Source organism: Pseudomonas sp. S2_B07, assembly GCF_054668435.1.
Genome location: NZ_CP162769.1, coordinates 6,284,396 through 6,306,635 on the forward strand (window position 1 = coordinate 6,284,396; position 22,240 = coordinate 6,306,635).

Annotated in this window: 23 protein-coding genes; 8 read left to right on the forward strand and 15 right to left on the reverse strand. The window is 57.5% G+C overall.

Annotation, left to right across the window (positions count from 1 at the left end; all coding sequences use genetic code 11):
• Nucleotides 1–111: 111 nt before the first annotated feature.
• The 4 genes from AB4N43_RS28880 to AB4N43_RS28895 all read right to left on the reverse strand — a co-directional run bounded on the left by AB4N43_RS28880 (nucleotide 112) and on the right by AB4N43_RS28895 (nucleotide 7,017).
• A complete protein-coding gene (locus AB4N43_RS28880; protein ID WP_460152514.1) occupies nucleotides 112–1,512 on the reverse strand; it encodes a GGDEF domain-containing protein in 1,401 nt (466 codons plus the stop codon).
• Nucleotides 1,513–1,552: 40 nt separating this feature from the next.
• The gene (locus AB4N43_RS28885) at nucleotides 1,553–2,617 is read right to left on the reverse strand and encodes a response regulator (RefSeq protein WP_050590217.1); all 1,065 of its coding nucleotides are present in this window, start codon (nucleotides 2,615–2,617) and stop codon (nucleotides 1,553–1,555) included.
• 275 nt (nucleotides 2,618–2,892) lie between these two features.
• A complete protein-coding gene (locus tag AB4N43_RS28890) occupies nucleotides 2,893–6,627 on the reverse strand; it encodes a response regulator (RefSeq protein ID WP_460152516.1) in 3,735 nt (1,244 codons plus the stop codon).
• A gap of 153 nt (nucleotides 6,628–6,780) precedes the next feature.
• Entirely contained in the window at nucleotides 6,781–7,017 is a 237-nt protein-coding gene (locus tag AB4N43_RS28895; RefSeq protein ID WP_027924631.1) for a hypothetical protein, read from the reverse strand.
• Nucleotides 7,018–7,223: 206 nt separating this feature from the next.
• Between AB4N43_RS28895 and AB4N43_RS28900 the strand changes: the two genes are divergently transcribed.
• Nucleotides 7,224–7,565 carry a YajG family lipoprotein gene (locus AB4N43_RS28900; RefSeq protein ID WP_027924630.1) on the forward strand — a complete coding sequence of 114 codons (342 nt, stop codon included), beginning with the start codon at nucleotides 7,224–7,226 and terminating at the stop codon, nucleotides 7,563–7,565.
• Between the two features lie 200 nt (nucleotides 7,566–7,765).
• Nucleotides 7,766–8,155: a GFA family protein gene (locus tag AB4N43_RS28905; RefSeq protein WP_460152519.1), complete on the forward strand. Its 390-nt coding sequence runs from the start codon at nucleotides 7,766–7,768 to the stop codon at nucleotides 8,153–8,155.
• A gap of 129 nt (nucleotides 8,156–8,284) precedes the next feature.
• Here the strand turns inward: AB4N43_RS28905 and AB4N43_RS28910 are convergent, their stop codons facing one another.
• Nucleotides 8,285–8,746 (reverse strand): GyrI-like domain-containing protein, encoded by a 462-nt coding sequence (locus AB4N43_RS28910; protein ID WP_194940259.1) that lies wholly within the window; start codon nucleotides 8,744–8,746, stop codon nucleotides 8,285–8,287.
• A gap of 68 nt (nucleotides 8,747–8,814) precedes the next feature.
• Complete coding sequence (locus AB4N43_RS28915) at nucleotides 8,815–9,267, reverse strand: hypothetical protein (protein WP_059182732.1); 453 nt, start codon at nucleotides 9,265–9,267, stop codon at nucleotides 8,815–8,817.
• Nucleotides 9,268–9,421: 154 nt separating this feature from the next.
• Here AB4N43_RS28915 and AB4N43_RS28920 point away from each other — a divergent pair, with 154 nt between their 5' ends.
• From AB4N43_RS28920 to AB4N43_RS28945, 6 genes are all read left to right on the forward strand, one after another.
• Nucleotides 9,422–9,865 carry an anti-virulence regulator CigR family protein gene (locus tag AB4N43_RS28920; protein ID WP_027924626.1) on the forward strand — a complete coding sequence of 148 codons (444 nt, stop codon included), beginning with the start codon at nucleotides 9,422–9,424 and terminating at the stop codon, nucleotides 9,863–9,865.
• Nucleotides 9,866–9,980: 115 nt separating this feature from the next.
• Entirely contained in the window at nucleotides 9,981–10,487 is a 507-nt protein-coding gene (locus AB4N43_RS28925) for a hypothetical protein (RefSeq protein ID WP_460152522.1), read from the forward strand.
• Nucleotides 10,488–10,753: 266 nt separating this feature from the next.
• A complete protein-coding gene (locus AB4N43_RS28930) occupies nucleotides 10,754–13,339 on the forward strand; it encodes a bifunctional diguanylate cyclase/phosphodiesterase (RefSeq protein ID WP_460152524.1) in 2,586 nt (861 codons plus the stop codon).
• A gap of 352 nt (nucleotides 13,340–13,691) precedes the next feature.
• On the forward strand, nucleotides 13,692–14,618 hold the full coding sequence (locus AB4N43_RS28935; protein ID WP_194940256.1) for a Gfo/Idh/MocA family protein: 927 nt from the start codon (nucleotides 13,692–13,694) through the stop codon (nucleotides 14,616–14,618).
• A 113-nt stretch (nucleotides 14,619–14,731) separates the two neighbouring features.
• Nucleotides 14,732–15,007 carry a metal/formaldehyde-sensitive transcriptional repressor gene (locus AB4N43_RS28940; RefSeq protein WP_027924623.1) on the forward strand — a complete coding sequence of 92 codons (276 nt, stop codon included), beginning with the start codon at nucleotides 14,732–14,734 and terminating at the stop codon, nucleotides 15,005–15,007.
• 8 nt (nucleotides 15,008–15,015) lie between these two features.
• Complete coding sequence (locus tag AB4N43_RS28945; protein WP_027924622.1) at nucleotides 15,016–16,152, forward strand: nickel/cobalt efflux protein RcnA; 1,137 nt, start codon at nucleotides 15,016–15,018, stop codon at nucleotides 16,150–16,152.
• A 141-nt stretch (nucleotides 16,153–16,293) separates the two neighbouring features.
• Here the strand turns inward: AB4N43_RS28945 and AB4N43_RS28950 are convergent, their stop codons facing one another.
• The 9 genes from AB4N43_RS28950 to AB4N43_RS28990 all read right to left on the reverse strand — a co-directional run bounded on the left by AB4N43_RS28950 (nucleotide 16,294) and on the right by AB4N43_RS28990 (nucleotide 22,034).
• Nucleotides 16,294–16,866 carry a chorismate mutase gene (locus tag AB4N43_RS28950; RefSeq protein WP_027924621.1) on the reverse strand — a complete coding sequence of 191 codons (573 nt, stop codon included), beginning with the start codon at nucleotides 16,864–16,866 and terminating at the stop codon, nucleotides 16,294–16,296.
• 153 nt (nucleotides 16,867–17,019) lie between these two features.
• Nucleotides 17,020–17,421 (reverse strand): hypothetical protein, encoded by a 402-nt coding sequence (locus AB4N43_RS28955; RefSeq protein ID WP_460152527.1) that lies wholly within the window; start codon nucleotides 17,419–17,421, stop codon nucleotides 17,020–17,022.
• A 162-nt stretch (nucleotides 17,422–17,583) separates the two neighbouring features.
• A complete protein-coding gene (locus AB4N43_RS28960; RefSeq protein WP_027924619.1) occupies nucleotides 17,584–18,012 on the reverse strand; it encodes a nuclear transport factor 2 family protein in 429 nt (142 codons plus the stop codon).
• Nucleotides 18,013–18,015: 3 nt separating this feature from the next.
• Nucleotides 18,016–18,774 (reverse strand): SGNH/GDSL hydrolase family protein, encoded by a 759-nt coding sequence (locus AB4N43_RS28965; protein WP_410922946.1) that lies wholly within the window; start codon nucleotides 18,772–18,774, stop codon nucleotides 18,016–18,018.
• A gap of 139 nt (nucleotides 18,775–18,913) precedes the next feature.
• Nucleotides 18,914–19,276, reverse strand: coding sequence for a hypothetical protein (locus AB4N43_RS28970; RefSeq protein WP_460152529.1), 363 nt, complete (start codon nucleotides 19,274–19,276; stop codon nucleotides 18,914–18,916).
• Between the two features lie 135 nt (nucleotides 19,277–19,411).
• Nucleotides 19,412–20,104 (reverse strand): RES family NAD+ phosphorylase, encoded by a 693-nt coding sequence (locus tag AB4N43_RS28975; protein WP_027924616.1) that lies wholly within the window; start codon nucleotides 20,102–20,104, stop codon nucleotides 19,412–19,414.
• A complete protein-coding gene (locus tag AB4N43_RS28980) occupies nucleotides 20,098–20,502 on the reverse strand; it encodes an antitoxin Xre-like helix-turn-helix domain-containing protein (protein ID WP_027924615.1) in 405 nt (134 codons plus the stop codon). Before AB4N43_RS28980 ends, AB4N43_RS28975 begins: the two co-directional genes overlap by 7 nt.
• Nucleotides 20,503–20,729: 227 nt before the next feature.
• Nucleotides 20,730–21,485 carry a hypothetical protein gene (locus AB4N43_RS28985; RefSeq protein WP_027924614.1) on the reverse strand — a complete coding sequence of 252 codons (756 nt, stop codon included), beginning with the start codon at nucleotides 21,483–21,485 and terminating at the stop codon, nucleotides 20,730–20,732.
• Between the two features lie 153 nt (nucleotides 21,486–21,638).
• Nucleotides 21,639–22,034, reverse strand: coding sequence for a hypothetical protein (locus AB4N43_RS28990; protein WP_059182739.1), 396 nt, complete (start codon nucleotides 22,032–22,034; stop codon nucleotides 21,639–21,641).
• Between the last annotated feature and the right edge of the window lie 206 nt (nucleotides 22,035–22,240).

Consider the following 22,240-nt stretch of genomic DNA (forward strand, 5'->3'; position numbering starts at 1 on the left):
AGGACGGCAAGTCGGATATGCGTCCTCGACCTCTAGAGTTAAGCGGCCATTTCTTGCTTTGGCCAACCTCTGTGCGCAACAGGTGGCGAAATCACCGCCAAAGGACTGAATTCAGGCCAGCGCAGAATCGGACAGGATCTCACTGGCAAAGCGGTCGCGTCCTTGCTGCTTGGCGTGATACAGCAGCCGGTCCGCACGGATCAGCAAGTTCTGAACGCTTTCACCGGGGCCATTCCAGGCGCTGACACCCAAGCTGCAGGTGACGCCAATTCGCTTGCTGCCGTACTCGACGGGCGAGGTGCGCAGCGCTTGCAGCAGCCGGTTGGCCATCTGTTGTGCGCCCGGCAGATCGGTGTCCGGCAGCATGATGAGGAACTCCTCACCGCCGATGCGGGCCACCAGATCCTGTTGCCGTACGGTCCGTGTCAGCAACTGCGCAAGAAACTTCAGCACCTGATCGCCGCCGTCATGGCCGTGGGTGTCATTGATCTGCTTGAAGTGGTCGATATCCAGCATCAATACGCAGACCGAACCCGGTTTGCGCGTGGCGCGCGCCAGTTCCATTTCAGCCCGCAACATCGCGGCTCGGCGATTGTACAGGCCGGTGAGAAAGTCGCGAGTGGCCGCCCGATGTTGCTCCACGCTGGCGTCCATCAGGTACGCCACCAGCCCACTGATCAGCAGCAGACATGCGAGTACTGCAATGGCCAACAACAATCCGAGGCCGTTCAGGCTCAGGAACTGCGACAGAAAGTCCGGGGCCACCGGCTCACTGTAGATCCGCATTTGCAGCCCGTGGTGCAGGTTTGAAAAATTGCGAAAGAAACGCTCTTCGCCTTGCACTTGAAAAGGCAACGAAGTCGACCAGGCCGCCTTCGTAGCGGGCAGGTACGTTGCCTTGCCAGCAGTGAAGTGGATGTCGAAATACAAGGTGGGCCCCTGACCCTGGGACAGGGCGACATGCACGACAAGCCCCTGGGCAATCGCAGACCCCATCGCCTGCGGGGGCAGCAGCGGCTGCGGCTCCAACCGGGTTTGCGTTTCCTGGATCACGGCGTAACGCCCGTCGCAGGTATAGCCCAGCTGTTGCCGGCTGGTCATGTGGATACCGCCGTCCTTGAGGCGGATGCGCGGCGCCTGCGGCTTGGGCAGCAGTGCCAACTGGTGAATCGGCACCCGCAATGTGTACTGTGAAAGTCCTTCGACATCCGCAGATTGCGTCGCCGTCGCGCGCTGTTGCCCGGCAATGAACTCGTCTGACAGGCAGCCCGTGGGCGGCGGATTGGCCATCAGCATCGACTGCTGCAATTTATGGGTTTGCAGGTTGTTCAACAGGCTGGAATAACCCCAGGCACTGCGTTGCGCCAGCAGTGCTTGCTGACTCTCCAGCAGCATGAGGTATTGGCGCTGATAGCGATCGACCACGGCAACCACGATAAGCATCGACAAAACGGCCACTGTTATCCAGCAACTGCGCTTGATAGCCTGCGCGTGCCTCACGACCCAGCTCATGATCTTTACTCCGATGTGCCAACCGGCACCGTTTGTATCTTCACTGCCGTACCTCGGTAACCGGGTCGGCATAGCGTTCGGCGATCTGTTCAAACTCTTTTTCAATAGCGATGAAGGCGGCCGCCACATCCGGATCGAAATGCCGGCCGGCGCCGTCGCGGATGATCGTTGCCGCTGTTTCGTGGCACATTTGCGACTTGTAGACCCGTCGGCTTATGACCGCGTCGTAGACATCGGCAACCGCCATCAGGCGGGCGCTGACCGGAATGGCCTCACCGGCCAGACCATTGGGATAACCGCTGCCATCCCATTTTTCGTGGTGGCACAGCGCAATTTCCTTGGCGATGCGCAGGAAGGGCACTTGCGCCCCCAGCATGTCCTCAGCATGTACCAGCGCTTGATAACCGAGCCAGGCATGGGTCTTCATGATTTCGAATTCGGCGGGCTCAAAGCGTCCCGGCTTGAGCAGGATATGGTCGGCAATACCGACCTTGCCGATATCGTGCAGGGGCGCCGACTTGAACATCAGCTCAATGCTTTGATCATCCAGATGGGCGCTGAATCGTGGGTGATCGCGCAATTTTTCCGCCAGCAACCGAACATAGTGCTGTGTGCGTCGCAGGTGGTTGCCCGTCTCGTTGTCGCGGGTCTCGGCCAGCGACGCCAAGGCCAGGATGGTCACGTCATGGGTGGCTTGCAGCTCACGGGTCCGCGCCAGGACCTCCTGATCGAGGTAAGTATTCTGCGAACGCAACAGATCAGCTGTCGCCTTGAGGCGCAATTGGGTCTGCACCCGTGCCAGCAGCGTGGGCGGGTTGATCGGCTTGAACAGATAGTCGGTCGCGCCAAGTTCGAACCCCAGGCACTCATCTTCGTTCTGATTCCGCGCGCTCAGAAACAGGACCGGCACATCACGTGACTTAGGATCCGCCTTGAGACGACGGCAGACCTCATACCCATCCATGTCGGGCATCATTACATCCAGCAGAATCAGATCGGGTATCGCTCGCTCGACGATCTGCAACGCCTGAGCACCGCTGTTAGCAACGCGCACATGATAGAGATCAAACAACAGCTCACTGATCAGCTGCAGATTGGCCGGCATATCGTCGACCACCAGCACGGAGGGTCGAGGGGGGAGCTGTTCAAATGGACGTCCTCGTGACGGGGTCACCGGATGGGGTGGTCAAGCAGCCGGGAGCAAACCCGAAAGCGCGACGGGACGCAGGTCCGTCGCTTCTGCCAAGTGACTGCAGTAACGCATGCCTCCCACACAACTGCTCTGAAATGGCCTGAACGGTCGCCGCCGGCCGCTGAAAAACGCTGAAAATTTCTGATCAGCGCGTTTTCAACGGCTTCTATCCTCGTATTTGCATACGTTCACTGCGCCGGTTGCACAGCCCGCAGGGCCTCTCTCAGGCAGACCTGGGCCTGCCCGAAATCGAATCGTTTGACCGCGCCTTCCAGTGGCGCAAAGCGATAGGAAAACGCGCCGCGCAACACGCTTGCATGGGCGGAAAAGTAGGGCACTGCCTGCGCATCAAACTCATCCAGCAGCACATCGAGGTCTCGGCAGATCCGCTGCAACTCGACAACGTCGACCGCTGCCGGCGCCGTCTCGACGTCGCAAGGCAGCTTCTGCCGCAGTTGCCCCAGCAGTGCCTGCAAGGGGACGGACAACGCCTGCGAACCGAGTTGCAGCTCATCGATCGGGCGCTTTGCGCGCAGTGCGAGCTCCAATGCGCTGGCCGCTTGAGCGACGGCGTCGGCACCGATGGTCGCGGAGGCGCCTTTGCAGCTATGGACCAACAACTCGGCTTTAACCAGTTCGCCCGCCGCCAGCGCTGCACTTAATTGTTCCAACAACGGGCTCTGGTGGTCCAGGTAGCGGTGCAACAGGTCCGCATACAGGCTGTGCCGGCCGAGTACCCGTCGAAGTCCGGCAACCGTATCTACGTCATCGAGTTTCAAACCCTCGTCAGCGTCACTCCCTGCTGTGACTGCGCGTTGCGGGTGGAGCGGCGTTTCCGTCAGCCAGCGTCGCAAAATGGCGTAGAGCGTCTGCGGTTCGAAAGGCTTGCTGAGAAAGTCATTCATGCCAGCGGCCAGACAGGCGTCATGATCACGCTGGCTGGCGTTGGCGGTCATTGCGATCACCGGCAGCGTGCTCAGCCCCGGCAACCGGCGCAGCAGACGGGTAGCGTCCAGACCATCGATCACCGGCATCTGCATGTCCATGAACACCAGGTCATAGCGCACTTCCGACAACCGGTTCAGCGCCTGATGGCCATCCGCCGCGATATCAACCCCACACCCCACCGCCCGCAGCAATTCGGCGGCCACCTGCTGGTTCAGTTCATTGTCATCCACTAGCAAGACACGGGTCCCTTCGGCCGCTCTCCAATTGCTGAAAGGCTTCCCGTCGGTCAAGCCATCAATGACAGGGCTACGTGCCAACTGCAGGCGCAGCTCAAGCCAGAAGTGACTGCCTTCGCCCGGCACGCTCTGAACGCCGACTTGACCATTCATCAACCCGGCCAGTTGTTTGGCAATGGCCAGCCCCAGGCCCGTACCACCAAAGCGTCGTGTGGTGGAGGCGTCAGCCTGCTGGAAGCTCTGGAACATGTGCTTTAGCTGTTCGGACGAGATCCCGATGCCGCTGTCGGTCACGCTGAAATGAAGCAAAGCGTCATCCGCACCTGCCTGACGCAAGCTCACCTCAACCCGGATCTGTCCGCGTTCGGTGAATTTCACCGCATTGCTCAAGTAGTTGAGCAGTATTTGCCGCAGTCGAAGCGCATCGCCACGCAAGCATTCGGGCACGTCGGCCCCAATGTTAAGGCGCACATCCAGGCCTTTATCGGCAATGCGCGGACGTACCTGATCGAGCGCTTCTTCCAGCAATTGGACCAGGCTGAAGTCACGGACTTCCAGCTGAAGCTTGCCGGCCTCGATCTTGGAGAAATCCAGAATGTCGTCAATGACCCCCAGCAAATGCCGGCTGGAACTTTGGACTTTTCTCAAGTAGTCGCGCTGACGTTCATTCAGTTCTGTCTTCAACGTCAGGTGAGTCATACCGATGATGGCGTTCATCGGCGTGCGAATCTCGTGGCTCATGTTGGCGAGGAATTCGGCCTTGATGCGTGCACTGTCCTCGGCCAGTTGCCGCGCCTGTTGCATCTCGTCTGCAGCCGCTTGTTGGACGGAAATGTCTTCGATGATCCAGATCGACCCGCGCGACTGGTTTCCAGACGCGATGGCTCGGGCACTGACGCTGGCCCAGAAGCATTGGGCGTCCTTTCGACGCAGTTGAATGTGCTGCTGATAAATGTCGCCGCGTTCCAGCGCCTCGCGGACCTGCGCTTCCAGCGTCATCAAGGTTTGCGTCGACATGACCTGATCCAGCCAGATCAACGGGGAGCGCTGCAACTGCTCGCCCGGGCCGTATCCCAATAATTCATCCAGCCGCGAATTGGCCTGTGTGATCAACCCGCCCTGCACCAGTGCAATGCCATAGGGCGCCGAGCTCACAATGGCCTGCTGCAGTTCGTGCGCATCACGCAGGCTGCGTTCTTCGGCTTTGCGCTGGCTGAGATCGCGAATCGCAACGCATAGGCATTGCCCTCGATCCTCGCGCGCGGGCAGCAGGCACAGGCGCATCTCGGCAGGAAACTCGCCACCATCGGCACGACGGGCAACCAGCTCGACGGTGTCGAGCACTTTGTTGATGCGCACCCGCTCGAGCAAGTGATCAATCGCCTCAAGCTGGTTGTCGGGCACCAGCGTGCGGTAACTCTGGCCCAGCAAGCTGCCGGAGGCATAACCAAAAGTTGCTTCGCTTTCCTGGTTGGCGAGTATCACGCCGTGTTCGTCGAACACCAGCAGCGCTTTGGGGGCAAACTCGACGATGCCGCGGTACCAGCTTTCGGTGGCTTCAAGGGACTGTTGGCGCTGTTGCAGTTTTAACGCCTGTATTTCCAGCTGCCGCGTCTGCCGGTGAGCCTGCTGCAACAACTGCAGATTGTGCATTCGCTGCTGCAGCAAACTCAGCAAGGTGCCCAGCCGGTTGGGCAAGTTGTCGAGTAACGTCAGCTGGGCGGGGTCCGGGCGATGAGCGAAATTGAGCTCCAGGCTGGCTAACTGTTGCCCTTCTTGCAGCAGCGGCAAGCTGAAATGCACCTGGCCAGTACGGAGGGTGAAGGGCACTGCGTCGAATAGCAACACCGCCTTGCAGCCCAGGGATTCGCCCAGTTTTTGCTGCAACGTTGCCGCAAAAGCCTCCCGGCTGGCACATAACTGCAAGGCTTGCACCAGCTCGCCGAGGTGGCCCTTGACCCAGTGCTGGCGACGCTGTTCTTCATTGACCTCGACATAGGCATCGAATGCCTCGGCCAGGGTCGCGACTTCAGCAAGCCCCCGACGGTGCGGCGACTCCCCGAGGGCTTCGCCCGCATGCAGGCGGCGTATGCGCTCGGAAAGACTCAATAACGGCATCACCAATTGGCGACGCAAGATGACCAGAAAGGCCAAAAGTCCCACGCTCAGCGTGATCAGTTGCGTCAGGACATTAATGTGGCTAGCCAGCTCGGCATTGTGCCGGGCCGCCTCGAAGTCGCTATTAAAACGTTGGGTGGTCGAGAGTGTCAGCTGATTGAGCGCGGCGGCAAAATTCCACTCGGAGTTGATGTAGGTGGTCGTTGCAAGTAGTGACGACCCACCTCTGTGGAAACTCTCCTTCATTGCCACGCGCTCCATGCCCGTCTGCTTGAGGTCCATGTCCTCGACCGTGGCCAGCAATCGTGTCTCTGTGTCCGTCAGTCCAATCACTCGAAAATCCATCGCTGCGGCGTGGAATGCCTGGCCGTCTTGCCATTTTTGATTGTATTGGGAGAGAAACAACTCATCGCCGGTGCCGACATAGAGCCTCGCCAGTTGAGTCAGTTCGCGGTTGAGGGTCGACATTCTGGCAACGCCGATAATCGTCTGATGGCGACGATCAGTGGCTTGCTCGGCCTGTTTGCCAAAGTACTCATCCAGAGCGACGGTCGTCAGGCAGGCCACCAGCGCCATACCAAATCCTATCGAGATGAGTTTGCTCAGACGTTCCAGGCTCATGGGGTCTCCTGCGACAACAGCCTCGGTCATGCGCCGTAAGCTTGGGAGTGCAGTAAACCGTTACGCCTTCAGTGGTGCTGTGAAAACAGCTGATTCAATCGAATCGGTTTGATGAAAAACGCTGAAAAGGTGTGAAACGCCGGGATCGCAGCGCTAAAGCCACGTATTCACCACCCGCCGATCCAGCTCCTCCCATTCCGCCATGCCCAGCACCCGCGTGGTGTTCAACCCACGCAAATAACCGCGCAACTGATTGGCCGTGGCTCGCGAGAGCTCCGGCTCGGGCGGGTTTTTGCTCATCAGCACGGTTTCGTACTGGACCAGGTACTCGGCCACCCGGTCACGAAAATCCGGCAAAACCGCATCGCGGATCAGGTCAAAGGTTCTCAAGGCGTGATCCTCATCAATCTTTTTGTGGGGGGTGTTTGAGTGTGCATCCATCGGCGTGGCGCGCAACTATTGCTAGACGTAATAGTGACCATTACCAAACACAAGTTCTTCTTTGTCGACAATAGTCGGAAAATCGCCCCCATCGAACACGCGGCTGAAAAAAAACCGCGTGATGAACCGAACATTTTGTTTTCAGGAAGAGACCGATGCGTCCTTTATTCGTAGCTGCCACGGCAGTTGCCTCAGTGTTGCTCGCCGGTTGTGCCTCCGCGCCGAACGACCCGACCCTGACCTTGCAGACCCGCAAGACCCCGGCCCAATACGCCGACTGCGTCGTCCCGAAATTGCAGGGCAGTGCGTTGAGCCCGACCGTTTCGCAGACCTCGCGCAGCTACCGGATCGTGGTGCCGAGCAAAGTCTCCACGGACAACGTGCTGGAAGCCTACAAGTCCGGGGACGGCGGCAAGGTGTTCATCTACGAGCGACATCTGCTGGCCTCAAGCTTCTTGCCGTCGAGTTTTGAACGCGCCGCACAGGATTGTATTTGACCTCGGATTGAACGCGTTTTTTACAGAGCTCCTTTGGTTGGCCGCAACCAACCAATTTTCTTGCCCCGCACCGCATTTTCGGTGACGGGGTTTTTTTTTGTCTGAAATTGAACAACCACGTGAGTGAAAGAATGGCGTGCGCCCCGTGCTGCTATCTTCTTAATCACCTTGCGAATGCGTGATTCCAGAGGAGGTACAGCATGGATCGATTCACGGGCGGCTGTCTGTGCGGCAATGTCAGGATTGTGGCCTCGGGCCGTCCTTACCGGGTCGGCCTTTGCCACTGTCTCGATTGCCGCAAGCACCATGGGGCGCTGTTCCACGCCTCGGCGATATTCCCTCAGGAGGCAGTGACGATCGAGGGCGAGACCGGCGATTACGCCGGGCGGTTTTTCTGTCCGCGTTGCGGTTCGTCGGTTTTTGCCCGCTCGGGCGATGAAATCGAAGTGAACCTGGGGTCGTTGGATGCCCCTGACCAACTGAAGCCCACTTACGAAAGCTGGATCGTGCGTCGCGAGTCCTGGTTGCCGGCGTTCCCGCTCACCAGACACTATGAACACGATCGGGAAGGCACGGGGCGCGCGCGATAAACGACAAAAAGCCCGCTTCGGCGGGCTCTCTGTTTGGGGTCAAATCCATTTGTCAGTTCAATCTGCGCTCTGTTCTGTAAGCGTTTCGTGAAAAACGTGTTGTCGAAATGAAAAAGTTTTTCGGAACGCCTACGACACGATGCCGATATGAATCTGAACTTCGTCTGGACCGCCATACGATTCAAAGTCCGTGGCATAACAGCGTTGCACCTGTGGATGCGCTTCAAAGTAGGCCCAAATAGTTCCCCAGGCCTGGATAACGGCAGCCGGCATGGCGCCGCGGGCCTCGAAGACCATGTACTTGCCTGCCTGAATCCCGACGTTATCGAAGTCGCGGTTCGGCGTACTGACCGAGACACCCGCCGTCACGTCGTAAGCACCGCTCGCATCAGAATCGTAGTCCGAATACACGCCGACAATCGGCGCCTCGGTCAACCGTTGCGGGATCTTCTCGGCAACATTGTCGGAAAAAAAGCGATTCCACAAACCAGGGATTTTTGCGCGGTCCTGCGTTGATTCATCGCGGTTGTTCGTACGTACGGTCAGACCCGCCACGTGAAAGCTGGACAGGTGTGCGATGTTGGGTTCCATTCCGGGGGCACTCACTCTTTATAGAAGAACCCGAATTAAAGCACACCCTGATGCCAGTAAAGAGGTGGCTACTTCGCCGTGCTGCCTTGCTTGATATCCCCGCAGAAAATATCGACATTGCCATCCGTCGATGCCGTTCGCACGACGATGGAATACCCACCCGCCAGCAACACCGACATGGCAACAGGCGCGGTTCTGGATAACGTCCAGCCGCGTATTGGCTGGCGTTCGGTGTTGACCTGATCATTCATGGCGTACGCCACCGCCCCGGGTTTTTCGCAACTGCCTTTATAGATGAAGGTGTAGAGGCGCAGGGGCAGGGTGACACCGCTTGGCGCACCGCTGATGAAGAAACTGAGTCCGGTTTTATTGTCAAAGCTAGTCAACGTTACATCGCCGATCTGGCCGGCGTTCTGCCGCGTGGCAACTAACGGCACGGTCACACTGGGGTTTGATGATGTGGCGCAACCGAAAAGGGTTGCGCTGACCAGTAGCACTGCCAGTGAATGTTTGAACTTCATGGCCAAACTCCTGCGTCGAAGAACTGCGGGGGTGATTAGCCGGTATAGCTCATTAATGGTATTTCTGATGTTTTGCGCACAAAATTGTGCACACTTGTTGGATTGCAGTACTAAATTTCAGTACAGCGTCCTGCCACGAAGAAGGAACGACACCATGATCAGATCTCGCTTATTGATTTCAGCCGTTACGTGCCTTGCGTTGATCGTCGGCTCAACCACGGCATTAGCCGACCCTGGTAATGGAAAGGGTCAGGGTAACGGCAAGGGAAACCCGCACAACAATCAGGCCCATGGAAACCAAGGCAAGGGCGGCGATTGGGACAACGGCCCAAGCATTGATCGCGGCAGTGTCCTGGGAATTATTGGCGGGTATCCGGGCTACTGGAACTCTGGGCCTGCATTGCCTCCGGGCATTCAAAAGAACCTTGCGCGAGGCAAACCGTTACCACCGGGTATTGCCAAAAAACTGGACGGTCGGTTAGTCGGCAGGCTGCCTCATTACGATGGATATGAATGGCAACAAGCTGGCACGGACTTGATATTGGTCGCACTCGCCACCGGGCTGATTTACGAAGTGCTCAACGGTGCTTTTGATTAGTATTTGAGTCTCGTTTTCAATCGCGCAGTAAAGGCATTCCGTCTATCGCGGGACTTGAACTGACTGGGGTCTGACGCGTCTTAAAACACGTGATATCAACCCTATGGAAGCAATCATGCTTTTAAAAAACAAGAGTCTCGTTGCTGTATTGTCATGCGCCATGATGCTTGCAGCCGCCCCATTACTGCCTGCTGACCTATCCATCATGAACTCCGCTTATGCGAAGGACGGTGGTGGTGGTGGTGGTGGTGGTGGTGGTGGTGGTGGTAATGGCGGCGGTCACGGAGGTGGCGGTGGCGTTGGCGGTGGCCATGGTGGCGGTACAGCCGGCGGCCACAGCGGATCAGATCACGCCGGCGGCATTAGCAGTAACGGGCGCGGCGACGGGCTCAGCAGTGACCATGCCGGCAAAGCTGTTCGCGATCATGGTGAAAGTGGTAACCACTACGGCAGTGATCGCAATGGTGATCGCGGTCATGGCTCAACGACTTCAGGCATCGCTCACTCCAAAGACACTCGCGGCGTAGCTAAAGCCCGGGCTGTGGCGACTACGACGCCAGGCGATCACAACACCAAAGGGTTGAGCAAAGTCGGGACGTCGGTATCGCCCAAGCTGCATTGATCTGCCGTACCTCGGACTCGGCGCCTGTTTAAATCCGTTCTTCAGGCGCCGCACTCGGCAACCATTAATACCCCCTCAGCGTTATCGCTGATCACCCATATCCAGCATAAATTTCTGACGTGTTCCGAGTAGTGGACAGATTCCTCGTCTACCCTCTGCGAGAGCATTGTGAACGGCCACGCGCAAAATCAGGTCATTCATTAGTTCGCTAATTCAGCCGATAACGTGGTGTACACCCCTCTTGCATCAACGACCAGCGGGAATTTATGCCGAATAGCCTGGCCTCTATCGTCCACTCCCTCTCTCATCGTTCAAGCGTGTCGCTGGCACGGACTTCACTGTTCAAGTTTGTCGGTCTGTTAGCCGGTGTGTTTTTACTGGCCAGCTTTTCACTGGTTTATCTTGCAAACGATTTAGACCGGACAGAGGAAGTCGAAAGTGCGTTTTACACAAAGAAGGCGGTGCAATCGCTGGAAAAGTCGCTGCGCTCAGTCGTCAAGGACTACGCATTTTGGGGTGATGCCTACAAGCACTTGCATGCTCAAGTAGACCCGGATTGGGCCTATGTACGGCAAAACGCCGGGCCAACGCTTTACACCGACTTTGGATTTCAGGGGCTGTTTGTCGTCAACGACGTCAATCGCACGGTTTACTCGGTGATCAAGGGCGAACTGAAATCCGTTGCCGCGTCAGAGTGGCTGGGGGAAGCCATTGCGCCGATGCTGGAAAAGGCACGTGCAGGCGCGGATTCAGAAACACCGACAACCGCCTTTATCAATATTGGAGGCGAACCCGCGCTGGTCGCGGCAGCCGCTATTACACCGGGAACCGACCCGACCGTGGTGTCTGATGCCCGGCTACCGTCGGTGTTGATTTTCGTCGACATTCTCGACAGCGCCAGGCTTGAGCTATTAGGTAATGATTTCGGGGTCGAGGGCCTGCATGTCGCCACGGCTGATGATCTTGACGCGACGTCTTTCTTTCCACTGGGAGAGAACGGTGCTGCCGGCAATCTGTCTTGGAGTCCGTCCAGCCCAGGTCTGCGGTTACTGGGAGTAGGGCTGCCATTGATCGCCATTGCCGCGTTGTTGGTGTGCCTGATGATCTGGGTTATTTTGCGGCGCACCACCGCCAGTGCAGTGGCGCTGGACGCCAGCTACACCTCGCTTCAGACCAGTCAGGACGCCCTGGGCATCAGCGAAGCGCGCTTTCGCGACGTCGTTGAAGCCATCTCGGACTGGGTATGGGAAATAGGGGATGGTGGGCGTTTTACCTATTTGTCCGATCGATTTGAAAATGTCACCGGGCTCTCCCGGGACGCCTGGATCGGTGCGTCGATCAATGATCTGCTGGCCACCGAATTAGGTTTGCTGACCCAATGGTTGAGCATTCCGAACCGTCGTCCGGACATCAGCATCCAGTGCCGCTATATCGATGCCAAGGGGCGAGAGCGCATCACGCGTATCTCGGCCCGGGACATGACGGGCGCAGGGTTCCGGGGCACCGCAACGGATGTGACGGACGAAGTCGAAGCCCGTCGGCGCATCGAATTCCTTTCCCAGCATGATGCCCTCACCGGGCTCCCCAATCGGACCCGTCTTCAGGAGTTTCTTGACGGTAAACTCAAGGCAATGCCGACGGTGGAACAACCGCTGGTCATGCTCTGCCTGGACCTGGATCGCTTCAAACCGGTCAATGACTTGCTCGGGCATGCCGCCGGTGACCGCGTGCTCAATGAAGTGTCGAGTCGCCTGGCGGACTGCGTGCGCCACGGCGACCTTGTCGCCCGGGTCGGGGGGGATGAGTTTGTACTGATCCTCAGTGACGTGAGTTCCCAGGAAGAAGTCGAGACCCTGTGTCATCGCCTGATCGAGTCCGTTGAGCGGCCCATAGAGATTGATCAGCAGGAAGTGTTTGTCAGCGCCAGTATCGGCATCGCGATGGCGCCCAATGATGCGTGCGAAGCGACCGAGTTGCTGCGCTATGCGGACATTGCGTTGTACGAGGCAAAGTCGGGCGGCCGTAACACCTGGCGCTTTTATGCAGGCGATATGAACGCCAGAATCATTGAGCGCCGTCGTCTGGAAAACGACCTGCGTTTCGCCATCAAGCACGGTGAGCTGCGCCTGCATTTTCAGCCACGCTATCGTATCTCGGACGGTCAGATGGTCGGTGCCGAAGCGCTGGTCCGGTGGCAGCATCCCGAGCGCGGATTAATCCCCCCCGATACGTTTATCCCTATTGCCGAGGAGTCCGGGCTGATCCTTTTCCTGAGCAACTGGGTGATCCAGACCGCATGCCGTTGCGCCGCAAAATGGCCGGAGAATTTGTTCGTCTCCGTCAACCTGTCATCGACCGAATTCAAGCGCGGCAATCTGGTCGAGCGCATTCAGAAAACACTGCACGACACCGGAATCGACCCTGCCCGGGTCGAGCTGGAAATTACCGAAAGCGTGATGCTCGAAGATGCCACGGGTGCACTTGAGATAATGCGCACACTCAAACGCCTTGGCGTGCGGATCTCCATGGATGACTTTGGAACCGGATATTCATCGTTGAGTTACCTGCGCGCGTTTCCATTCGATGGCCTGAAAATAGACCGCAGTTTCTTGAACAGGCTGGATGAAAGCGAGGATGACCGGGCCATTATCCAGGCGATCGTGGGCTTGGGGCGCGCGTTGGCGCTCACGGTGACGGCCGAGGGCATTGAAAGTGCAGAGCAGATGAGCTTGTTGAAAGCGGTGGCGTGCGATGAAGGCCAAGGCTATTTCCTGAGCCGGCCACTTGATGTGAATACGTTTAATGCGTTGGTCGGCGTCAAAGGCAGTGCAGTCAGCGCCAGCAACGTTTAAAGGTTGGGAAATACAGTCCAAAAACGCGCCATACGGACCGATCGCGCGCGGATTTTCATTCGTGGCCAATCCGTCATATTCAGTATTCCTTCAATACAGAGAGTGGGCAGCCCAATGCTTATGAATAAGGCTGCACCGTGTTTCAACGTCTTTTGTGTTCGCTGTCCGTTTTGAGCCTGTCTATCGCCGCTGCCCAGGCTGCCGAGACCAGCACCTTGGCAGGCGGGGATGAAAGGATTGTGAAGGTGTGGGCGGAGCGGGCATCAGCATGTCGTCAATGACTTCCACGCCATACAAACGTAATCTTGCCGGCTCGCGTTCCATGACAAGACAAAAAAAACAGGAGTCATTGATGCAACCGATTCGTCTCGGCCTGGTGGGCTACGGCAAGATTGCCCAGGATCAACACGTTCCCGCTATTAACGCCAACCCCGCGTTCCAGTTGGTGTCTGTCGCCACCCAAGGGCAACCCTGCGCCGGGGTAGAGAATTTTCAGTCCTTGAGCGAGCTGCTCGAAAGTGGCCCGCACGTCGATGCGATTGCGTTTTGCACACCGCCGCAAGGTCGATTCGCACTGGTGCAACACGCGTTGGCCGCTGGCAAACACGTGCTGGTAGAAAAACCGCCATGTGCCACGTTGGGTGAAGCGATGGCGTTGGTGAATCAGGCCGCAGAGCAAGGTGTCAGCGGCTTGTTCGCCTGGCATTCACGCTACGCGCCGGGCATCGAAGCCGCCCGTGACTGGCTGGCCACCCGCACCCTGCAAAGCGTTCAGATCGACTGGAAGGAAGACGTGCGCAAGTGGCACCCCGGCCAGGCCTGGATCTGGCAGCCCGGTGGCCTGGGTGTATTCGATCCCGGCATCAATGCCTTGTCGATCATCACCCATCTGCTGGCGCTGCCGCTGTTTGTCGAGTCAGCCGAACTGCGCGTCCCCGACAACTGCCAATCGCCGATTGCCGCGTCGATCAAAATGTCTGATGCACGGCACCTCGATGTCCGCGCGGAATTCGATTTCGACCACGGTCACGACGAACTCTGGAGCATCGAGATCCGCTGCGCCGAAGGCGTGCTGCGACTGGACAATGGTGGTGCTCTGTTGAGCATTGACGGCGTGCGCCAGGCCGTATCGGAGGAGGGCGAATACGCGGCGGTTTATCGGCATTTCCAGCAGCTGATTGGCGACAACGCCAGCGACCTGGACCTCCAGCCGCTGCGATTGGTGGCCGATAGTTTTTTTGTCGGCAGTCGGGTGTCGGTTGAGCCGTTCTACGACTAGCGACCGCTGCTCCCCCGTTTCTTTCTACCTGACATGACTGCCTGCACTTGGGGGATTGCTTATCTCCCAACGGCAGGTCATCATGCTCGCCTGTATAGGTAGGGGGGTATGGTATGTCGCACACTCATGAGCAAAAAGACGACCTATTAAAACGGGTAAGACGCATTGCCGGGCAGGTTCAGGCGATAGAGCGCGCGCTGGAATCAGAGGCCGATTGCGCCAAGACCCTGCACCTCGCCGCGGCCACTCGCGGCGCCATGAACGGTTTGATGGATGAAATCATCGAGGCTCACGCTCACGCCCACGTCGCCAACCCGGCGTTGAGCGATGAGGAGCGGGCCAAAGGTGTCGATGAACTGCTCGAAGCCATCCGCCGCTACTCCAAATAGGTCCCGTGATGCCCAATTTCGCAGAACTGCTGCAACAGGGTGGCGCCCACGCGTGGCTCTATTTTCCGAGCGCGATACTGCTGGGGGCCTTGCACGGGCTTGAGCCCGGGCATTCAAAAACCATGATGGCGGCGTTCATCGTGGCCGTTCGTGGTTCGGTCAAACAGGCGGTGCTATTGGGCCTGGCGGCAACGCTGTCGCATACGGCGGTGGTGTGGCTGGTCGCGATAGGTGGCATGTACCTGGGCAAGGGGATGGATGCGCAAACCACTGAGCCGTATTTTCAACTTGCCTCCGCTGCGCTGATTATCTTGATTGCACTCTGGATGCTGTGGCGCACCTGGCGCGGCGAGCAGATGTTCAAGTTCGAGCAAGGTGAAGACCATCACCACGGCGAACAGGATCACGCTCACCACGACGAAACCCAGCGAATCGATACCGGTCATGGCCGCGTCGAACTGTCGATTTTCGAAACCGGCATGCCGCCGCACTGGCGCCTGAAAGCGTTGAGCGGGCATGCCTGGGGTGCCGGGGATGTCCGCGTGTTGACCACGCGTGCAGACGGCAGCACCCAGGCGTTCTCATTTGTCGAGCAGGACGGTTTTCTGCAATCGACGGCCGCCATTCCCGAACCCCACGAATTCAGCGTTCGCCTGAGTCTTGGGCATGCCGGGCACTCGCATGACTACGACCTGGAATACTCGGAGCATGACCACGGGCATTCGCACGCGGAACTGCAAGGGCTGGAGTTGTCGATTGACGGTTATCAGGATGCGCATGAACGTGCCCACGCCAATGACATCCGCAAGCGTTTCACCAACCGTGAAGTGACCACTGGCCAGATCATCGTGTTCGGTTTGACGGGAGGGTTGATTCCTTGTCCGGCGGCGATCACCGTTTTGCTGCTCTGCCTTCAGGTCAAGGAAGTGGCGTTAGGCGGCATGCTCGTCCTGTGCTTCAGTATTGGATTGGCGATGACGCTGGTATCGGTCGGTGTGGCCGCAGCCATTGGCGCGCGGCAAGCCAGCAACCGCTGGCCGTGGCTGGGGGCAGTGGCGCGTCGGGCACCTTATCTGTCCGGGGTGTTGATTATCGCGGTGGGCCTGTACGTTGGCATTCATGGCTGGATCGGGTTGACTGCATAAGACGCGTTGAATGGCGTGCGTAAAAAAGCCCGGCGGATAAGGCCGGGCTTTTCATTGAGTTGCGCGGTAAAACCGCGCATTGATGCAGTGCGGCTTTCGATCAGACGGTCGGAACCCCCTTCGGCCACACGGCCTTCAATCTCATTGCGCCGCGATACACAGCTCCCCGGTAGCGCGTATCAGGGCCTGGCCGTGCAGTTGATCCTTGATCAGGTTGGCTCGCTCGGTCCCCAGCCAGTTCGGGCAATTGGGGTCATTGCGATAGGGCGCGAATTCGGCGTATTGCTGCAGCAAGCGATTTTGCAGCTCATCCAGGCGTGGCCTGATTTGATTGACGAGGTCTGGCCGTGGAGTGTCCGGCGCTTTGGACGCTGCGCGCCATTGAGCGAGCAGGCCGTACTGCACCAGTTTGTTGGCTTCGATCTGTGCGGCCGTCAGCTCGGCAACCGCTTCCGGGTCCAGTTTCCGGCTCGCGGCCATCTTCCTGGCGTTGTCGATGACCTGCGTTTCCCGGGCCGTATCCTGAATCGGTTTGCCACTGTCCCACTTGGTCAACGCCACCAGATCAGCAATGCTCAAGCGCTCGTTTATCGTCACCAGCAACGGCAACAAGCTGGCGGGTGCCGGGGAGGGCGTACCGGCCTGGGCGCCGCACGCGAATACACCGAACAGGGCGCAGGTCAGCAGTTGTGGCAGGCGTGGCGAACGGAACATGGGCAAACCTCATTGAGCGCAGAATTCACAATCAGGTCTTATGTACCACAGGTGCGGCAGCGGCTTTAAGTGGGGGCTGATTTATTTTGTGCATGAAAAAGCCCGGCGGGTCAGGCCGGGCTTTTTGTCGAATGCTGCGGGAAGGCTATTCATTCATGCAGCGCGATACTTGATCAGGCGGTCGGAGCCACCTTCGGCGACGCGGTTCTGCATCAGGCGGTCGGAGCCATCAGCGGCTACACGGTTTTCGATCAGACGATCCGAGCCACCTTCAGCGACGCGTTTTTCGATCAGACGATCAGAGCCACCTTCGGCGACGCGTTTTTCGTTCAGACGATCCGAGCCACCTTCAGCGACGCGTTTTTCGATCAGACGATCAGAGCCACCTTCAGCGACGCGTTTTTCGATCAGACGATCCGAACCCCCTTCAGCCACACGGCTTTCAATCAGGCGATCCGAGCCGCCTTCAGCGACTACAGGTTGAGCCGAAGTCGCGGCAAAAGCGTTCACTGCGAAAACCGAGAAAGCGATAGCGAGAAGGGTTTGGCGTTTCATGATGGTGTGCTCCGGGGTGCTTATGGGTTGGTATGGAGCTGATGTTACGCCGCGGATTTTTTATGAGAACTTCATTGAGTTGATGGTGACTATCGATGTCGGCAATGGATGATCGCGCGCGGTGATATCACCGCGCGGGAGGTGAGTTTCAGGCGTTTGGAATCAGGCTTTACTGGCCGCCAGATAAGCCCCAAGGCGTTGTCCCATTTGCTCGCCCAAGGCTTGCAAGCCGCTCAACGGACGGACCATCACCTCAAACTCGACGATTTTCCCGGCTTCGTTGAAGCGGATCATGTCGATGCCCTTCAACTGTTTCCCACCGACATTGGCGCTGAATTCCAGAACCACGTTCAAGCCGTCTGCTGTCGCCAGTTCGCGGTGGTAGGCGAAGTCCTCGAAGACTTTGACGACAGTGTTGAGAATCATCGACACCACGGCCGCGCCCGGATAAGGCGTGTGCGCCATCGGCGAGCGGAACACGGCGTGCGGGTCGAGCAAACCGGGCAGGGCGCTCAAGTCCGCCGTGCGGATCATCTCGTGCCATTGCTGCAAGGAGGCCGCGGCGTTGGGGTGCAGGTTCAGTTCAGACATTTTCTACTCCTGTATTTTTATTGTGGGTTGTGCAATGTCGAGGCGCGTGTTTTGGCGAAAACGTTGGCCGATGACCGCCGCTGCATCGTCCGCCCACTGACTGTATATCGCAGGACCCGGATGGAAGCCATCCCGTGCCATCGAGCCATTTATGGGGGCCAACCGGGTCGCCAGCAGCGTGCAGTGATCACTACGCTCAGCCAGTTCGGCAAGGCACGTGTTGAAAGCGCTAGCCCTAAGTCCCAGGTACCAACGCAGCGGTTGCGGCAGCGCGGGAAACAGGTGCATGGGTGGCAGCGGGGACAGCACGATCTGCTTTACCGCGTACCTCTCGCGCAGCAAGCCAATCAATCGATGTTGTCGGGCGACCCACTCGTCAGCCGCCAATGTGCTGGTGACATCGTTGACGCCGATAGACACCAGCGCCACATCGAAGGCCTCTGGAACGCTGTCTTCGAGCAACCCCAGCAGCGCTTGCGAATCAAGCCCGGACCTGGCCCAGAGTGTCCAGGACACGTGGTAATCATTGGCCAACTGGCTGACCAATTGGCCGCTGAGTGCTTCGTCTTGAGTCGACACCCCAACGCCAGCGGCGGCGCTGTCGCCCACAATCAACAACCGCAGGGCTACGCCGCTGCCGGCCATGCCTTGGCGTGCGCCCTCGGCTTCCGGCAGCCTGGGCGTTACCTTCCGGGTGTAAATGCCCTGCATGAGCAGCAAGGGGCCGAGCAGGATTTTGGCGAGCGTTTCAGTGTGGTTCATGCGGCGTGCCGAGTTGACCTAATGGTTATCAGCGATACATGTACAACGCCCGCGTAGCGAGTGCACTAAAAATAGCTCACGAAAAAGCCCGGCTGATAAGGCCGGGCTTTTCATTGAGTACTGCGGTAAAGCCCTGCATTTATGCAGCGCGGCTTTCGATCAGACGGTCGGAACCACCTTCGGCAACGCGGTTCTGCATCAGGCGATCGGAACCATCAGCGGCTACGCGGTTTTCCATCAGATGGTCGGAGCCATCAGCGGCTACGCGGTTTTCCATCAGACGATCCGAACCATCAGCGGCTACGCGGTTTTCCATCAGATGGTCCGAACCATCAGCAGCCACACGATTCTCGATCAAACGATCCGAACCCCCTTCAGCCACTCGGCTTTCAATCAGGCGATCCGAGCCGCCTTCAGCGACCACAGGTTGAGCAGAGGTTGCGGCAAAAGCGTTAACTGCAAAGACCGAGAAAGCGATAGCGAGGATAGTTTGGCGTTTCATGATGGTGTGCTCCGGGGTGTTTATGGGTTGGTATGGAGCGGATGTTACGCCGAGGATTTTTTAAGAGAACTTCATTGGGTCAATGGTGACTATCGATGCCGGTAATGGATGCATCTGCCCCCGTTTTAGAGGCCTTCACGCTTCACTGATCTTGCTGACACTGGTGATTTGCCCATTCCAGACCATCTCGTAATGAGCCGTCTGAACAATCGATGCGACCGGTCGCGGCGTCATCAGCGCCCAGCAGTCACTGCCTGGCAGACGCACCGAGTGGTAACGAATACCGGGGCATCGCGCTTTTTTGATCAAGCTGCCCAGTTGACGGGAATGGGTGTAATCGTCGGGCGCGTAGATCGGGTCCGTCAGCGCAATGGACGTCGCATCTTTCATCGCCGCGTCGATAAAAGAACAGGACAGCCCGCGGAACACAAAGCGCTCATAGTTCAGGTTGCGGACATTCGACCAATACAGACTCTGGTGATGCCGGACTTCAGCCAGCGCCGTTTCCATGGTATCCGCCAGGTACAACACCCCAAAGCTGCCATCGCTGAACCGCGAACCCGCCGGGTTAACGTGGGTAAACGGCGCAATCGCGTAAGAGCAGCCAGGAATGCCGAACGGGATCTGATCCCGGGCAATCAACTCAAGACGACCGACTTCATTGTGCAGCCGGGGATTGGTCAGTGCCTGTATCTGATACAGCACGTCAAATTCGTCCGCGTCCGCCACGTCATCAAACAGCGCGATGGGTGGGTACTTCGAATTGACCAGTCGGTAGGCTTTTAACCGCTCGCCGGCACATTCTGCCAGTTCGCTCACCTTCACCATTGCGCGCCCCGCAGTACGTCAATGCGCCGAAAGGTTTCATACAGCGAAATCATATCGCCCTGGGCCATGATCTCGAGCGGGGTACGCCCGTTGAAAAACTCGTTGTCGTTGGCCATCGATACAAAGCCGTAGACGTTTTCCGGGTTGTCGAAAACCAGGCGCAAGGTTGCGTGGATGTTGAGGACAAAGCTGATGCGCTGCATCTGGTCAGCGTCCAGCGCCACCGCCCATTCGGGGTCTTGCTGCCGGGCGCGGGTGTAGGTGCTGCGGGAAATGCGCAGGATGCGACAGGCCTGCTCGCTGGACGCAGACCATTTTTCGAGAATGCCCACGGCTGCCCGCAAGCCCGTGACGCACTGGCTCTTGGTGAATGCTGGTTCCTGAAGGGGGACTGCCATGTGCCAAACCTCAATTGATCCGCAGACTCAAAACTATATATATTGAATCTGCAGATCAATAGGGCGTCGACCAGTGGTTAGTTGATTTGCGATGCCGACTTCGGTTCGTTCGGCTTTATCCCCTTCTAACCGTAGCGGGTCAGGCAGGCACTCAAACGGCAGGAGCCAAAACCACAACAAAGCGGCGCTTTTGAATCCTGTGACGTGCCTGCCGTCAGCGGTGAGTGTTACAGCGTTGTGAGGTGCTTATTGAAGACGTCCAACGATTGGTGGCCTGTCGTTGGTTGAAAATTCACCCCTTCGAGAGGTGTGTGGGCGGCTCTGAGCAAACCGTCGTTGCGCTTTTCCGGGTTGAACAACAGGTACAGCTCCTGGCATTTTTTCACGATGCCAGCGGTGTCCAGCGTCGGGTTCTCTATCTTCGCCGTGATTTGATACACGGCGATGAAATCATTCAGCGACACCTCTTTCATATTCACGATCGATCGATAGAGCACAAATGCACTGACCTGGTCGCATTTACTTTTCAACGATGTGGAGGTGACCGAGCGCGACCAACCCGCAAAATCAAGGCGAATCATCGACGCGCCCTCAAGAATCGCGCAATACCTTCTGACCTCGCTTTCCGAACCTTGCGATGAGCCAAACAGCATGTCGACAAAGCCCGAGACGATCGTACCCACGGCGGATACGTTGTCTCCCGCAACGAAGCCTTTCACGGAGTCGTTGACGACATTGGTGATGTTTTTGGCATTATCTGATGTGTAGGCTTTTGTCTGATAGGTGAAGGATTGAATGGTTGAGATGGGGAATGTTTTATCCGTTCCCTGACCTGCACCCAACAGCGCTGTATTGATCAGTTGCGCGTAGTACTGGGATTTCGCCAGACCCAGCGCCATCAGCGTATCAAGATGCGCTGAACACTCATTTTTCATTTCTTCTGACAAATCCTGACCCAACAATGCTTTCGTTATTGCAGCCATGACGTTATCTCCATAGAAAAGTTATTTTCATGCGGATTCGTTGATATATCGAGTGGCCGTAAAGTGTTTGTTTGTCGTGCGCTAATCACCTCCTTTTGATTGGATTGTTCGTGATGTGAGAAGGGTTTTATTGTGCGGCTATATAAGCATTAGCTACCATTCGTTGTGTGCCTTTATGCCGCGCTTGATGTAGGCCAGTTCGTCTTCGGTTAAATGATCCTGGGCGGCCAGGCTTTCAATCACGGAAAGTATTTTTTCTTTAAAAATTTGATCGTCGATGTCTCCTACAACATGCATATGCAATTCAGGTGTTGAGGCGTCTTCTTCGTCAAGATGCATTGTGCCGTGGCTTGGACTTGAGCCATCAACCGCTGTCAATTGAAGCTTTTCAACCAGGTCGGCGAGGTGGACCTGGGCCGGGGCTCGATACTCCGGGACGCTGCGCCAATGAAAGGTCGCGGCGGTTGCACTCAGTACAATGCGATTGAAGTCTTTTTTATCGACCACTATTAGAGTGCATCCATTTTTGTCAGGGAAATCTCCAGGCATACAAATCTCCAGATTGGGTTCTGTTAAAAGTTCGTGGCGCCAGAGTGCTAACACTTTATACAAGCGAGGCGAAGGCACCACTTGAATAAATGAGTTAGGCCGCACGCTAGGCAAAGGCTTAGCGAGTGACAAGATTGTGAATGGGTTTCAGCGACCTGCGCGCTGACTGGAACAACCATAGACCATGCGCTAACAAGCACTTCAAC

What these genes read in the sequence shown, in the direction of transcription:
- AB4N43_RS28880 (WP_460152514.1), bottom strand. Translation starts at nt 1,512, where the DNA reads ATGAGCTGGGTCGTGAGGCACGCGCAGGCTATCAAGCGCAGTTGCTGG.
- AB4N43_RS28885 (WP_050590217.1), bottom strand. Translation starts at nt 2,617, where the DNA reads ATGCCGGCCAATCTGCAGCTGATCAGTGAGCTGTTGTTTGATCTCTAT.
- AB4N43_RS28890 (WP_460152516.1), bottom strand. Translation starts at nt 6,627, where the DNA reads ATGAGCCTGGAACGTCTGAGCAAACTCATCTCGATAGGATTTGGTATG.
- AB4N43_RS28900 (WP_027924630.1), top strand. Translation starts at nt 7,224, where the DNA reads ATGCGTCCTTTATTCGTAGCTGCCACGGCAGTTGCCTCAGTGTTGCTC.
- AB4N43_RS28905 (WP_460152519.1), top strand. Translation starts at nt 7,766, where the DNA reads ATGGATCGATTCACGGGCGGCTGTCTGTGCGGCAATGTCAGGATTGTG.
- AB4N43_RS28910 (WP_194940259.1), bottom strand. Translation starts at nt 8,746, where the DNA reads ATGGAACCCAACATCGCACACCTGTCCAGCTTTCACGTGGCGGGTCTG.
- AB4N43_RS28915 (WP_059182732.1), bottom strand. Translation starts at nt 9,267, where the DNA reads ATGAAGTTCAAACATTCACTGGCAGTGCTACTGGTCAGCGCAACCCTT.
- AB4N43_RS28920 (WP_027924626.1), top strand. Translation starts at nt 9,422, where the DNA reads ATGATCAGATCTCGCTTATTGATTTCAGCCGTTACGTGCCTTGCGTTG.
- AB4N43_RS28925 (WP_460152522.1), top strand. Translation starts at nt 9,981, where the DNA reads ATGCTTTTAAAAAACAAGAGTCTCGTTGCTGTATTGTCATGCGCCATG.
- AB4N43_RS28930 (WP_460152524.1), top strand. Translation starts at nt 10,754, where the DNA reads ATGCCGAATAGCCTGGCCTCTATCGTCCACTCCCTCTCTCATCGTTCA.
- AB4N43_RS28935 (WP_194940256.1), top strand. Translation starts at nt 13,692, where the DNA reads ATGCAACCGATTCGTCTCGGCCTGGTGGGCTACGGCAAGATTGCCCAG.
- AB4N43_RS28940 (WP_027924623.1), top strand. Translation starts at nt 14,732, where the DNA reads ATGTCGCACACTCATGAGCAAAAAGACGACCTATTAAAACGGGTAAGA.
- AB4N43_RS28945 (WP_027924622.1), top strand. Translation starts at nt 15,016, where the DNA reads ATGCCCAATTTCGCAGAACTGCTGCAACAGGGTGGCGCCCACGCGTGG.
- AB4N43_RS28950 (WP_027924621.1), bottom strand. Translation starts at nt 16,866, where the DNA reads ATGTTCCGTTCGCCACGCCTGCCACAACTGCTGACCTGCGCCCTGTTC.
- AB4N43_RS28955 (WP_460152527.1), bottom strand. Translation starts at nt 17,421, where the DNA reads ATGAAACGCCAAACCCTTCTCGCTATCGCTTTCTCGGTTTTCGCAGTG.
- AB4N43_RS28960 (WP_027924619.1), bottom strand. Translation starts at nt 18,012, where the DNA reads ATGTCTGAACTGAACCTGCACCCCAACGCCGCGGCCTCCTTGCAGCAA.
- AB4N43_RS28965 (WP_410922946.1), bottom strand. Translation starts at nt 18,774, where the DNA reads ATGAACCACACTGAAACGCTCGCCAAAATCCTGCTCGGCCCCTTGCTG.
- AB4N43_RS28970 (WP_460152529.1), bottom strand. Translation starts at nt 19,276, where the DNA reads ATGAAACGCCAAACTATCCTCGCTATCGCTTTCTCGGTCTTTGCAGTT.
- AB4N43_RS28975 (WP_027924616.1), bottom strand. Translation starts at nt 20,104, where the DNA reads ATGGTGAAGGTGAGCGAACTGGCAGAATGTGCCGGCGAGCGGTTAAAA.
- AB4N43_RS28980 (WP_027924615.1), bottom strand. Translation starts at nt 20,502, where the DNA reads ATGGCAGTCCCCCTTCAGGAACCAGCATTCACCAAGAGCCAGTGCGTC.
- AB4N43_RS28985 (WP_027924614.1), bottom strand. Translation starts at nt 21,485, where the DNA reads ATGGCTGCAATAACGAAAGCATTGTTGGGTCAGGATTTGTCAGAAGAA.
- AB4N43_RS28990 (WP_059182739.1), bottom strand. Translation starts at nt 22,034, where the DNA reads ATGCCTGGAGATTTCCCTGACAAAAATGGATGCACTCTAATAGTGGTC.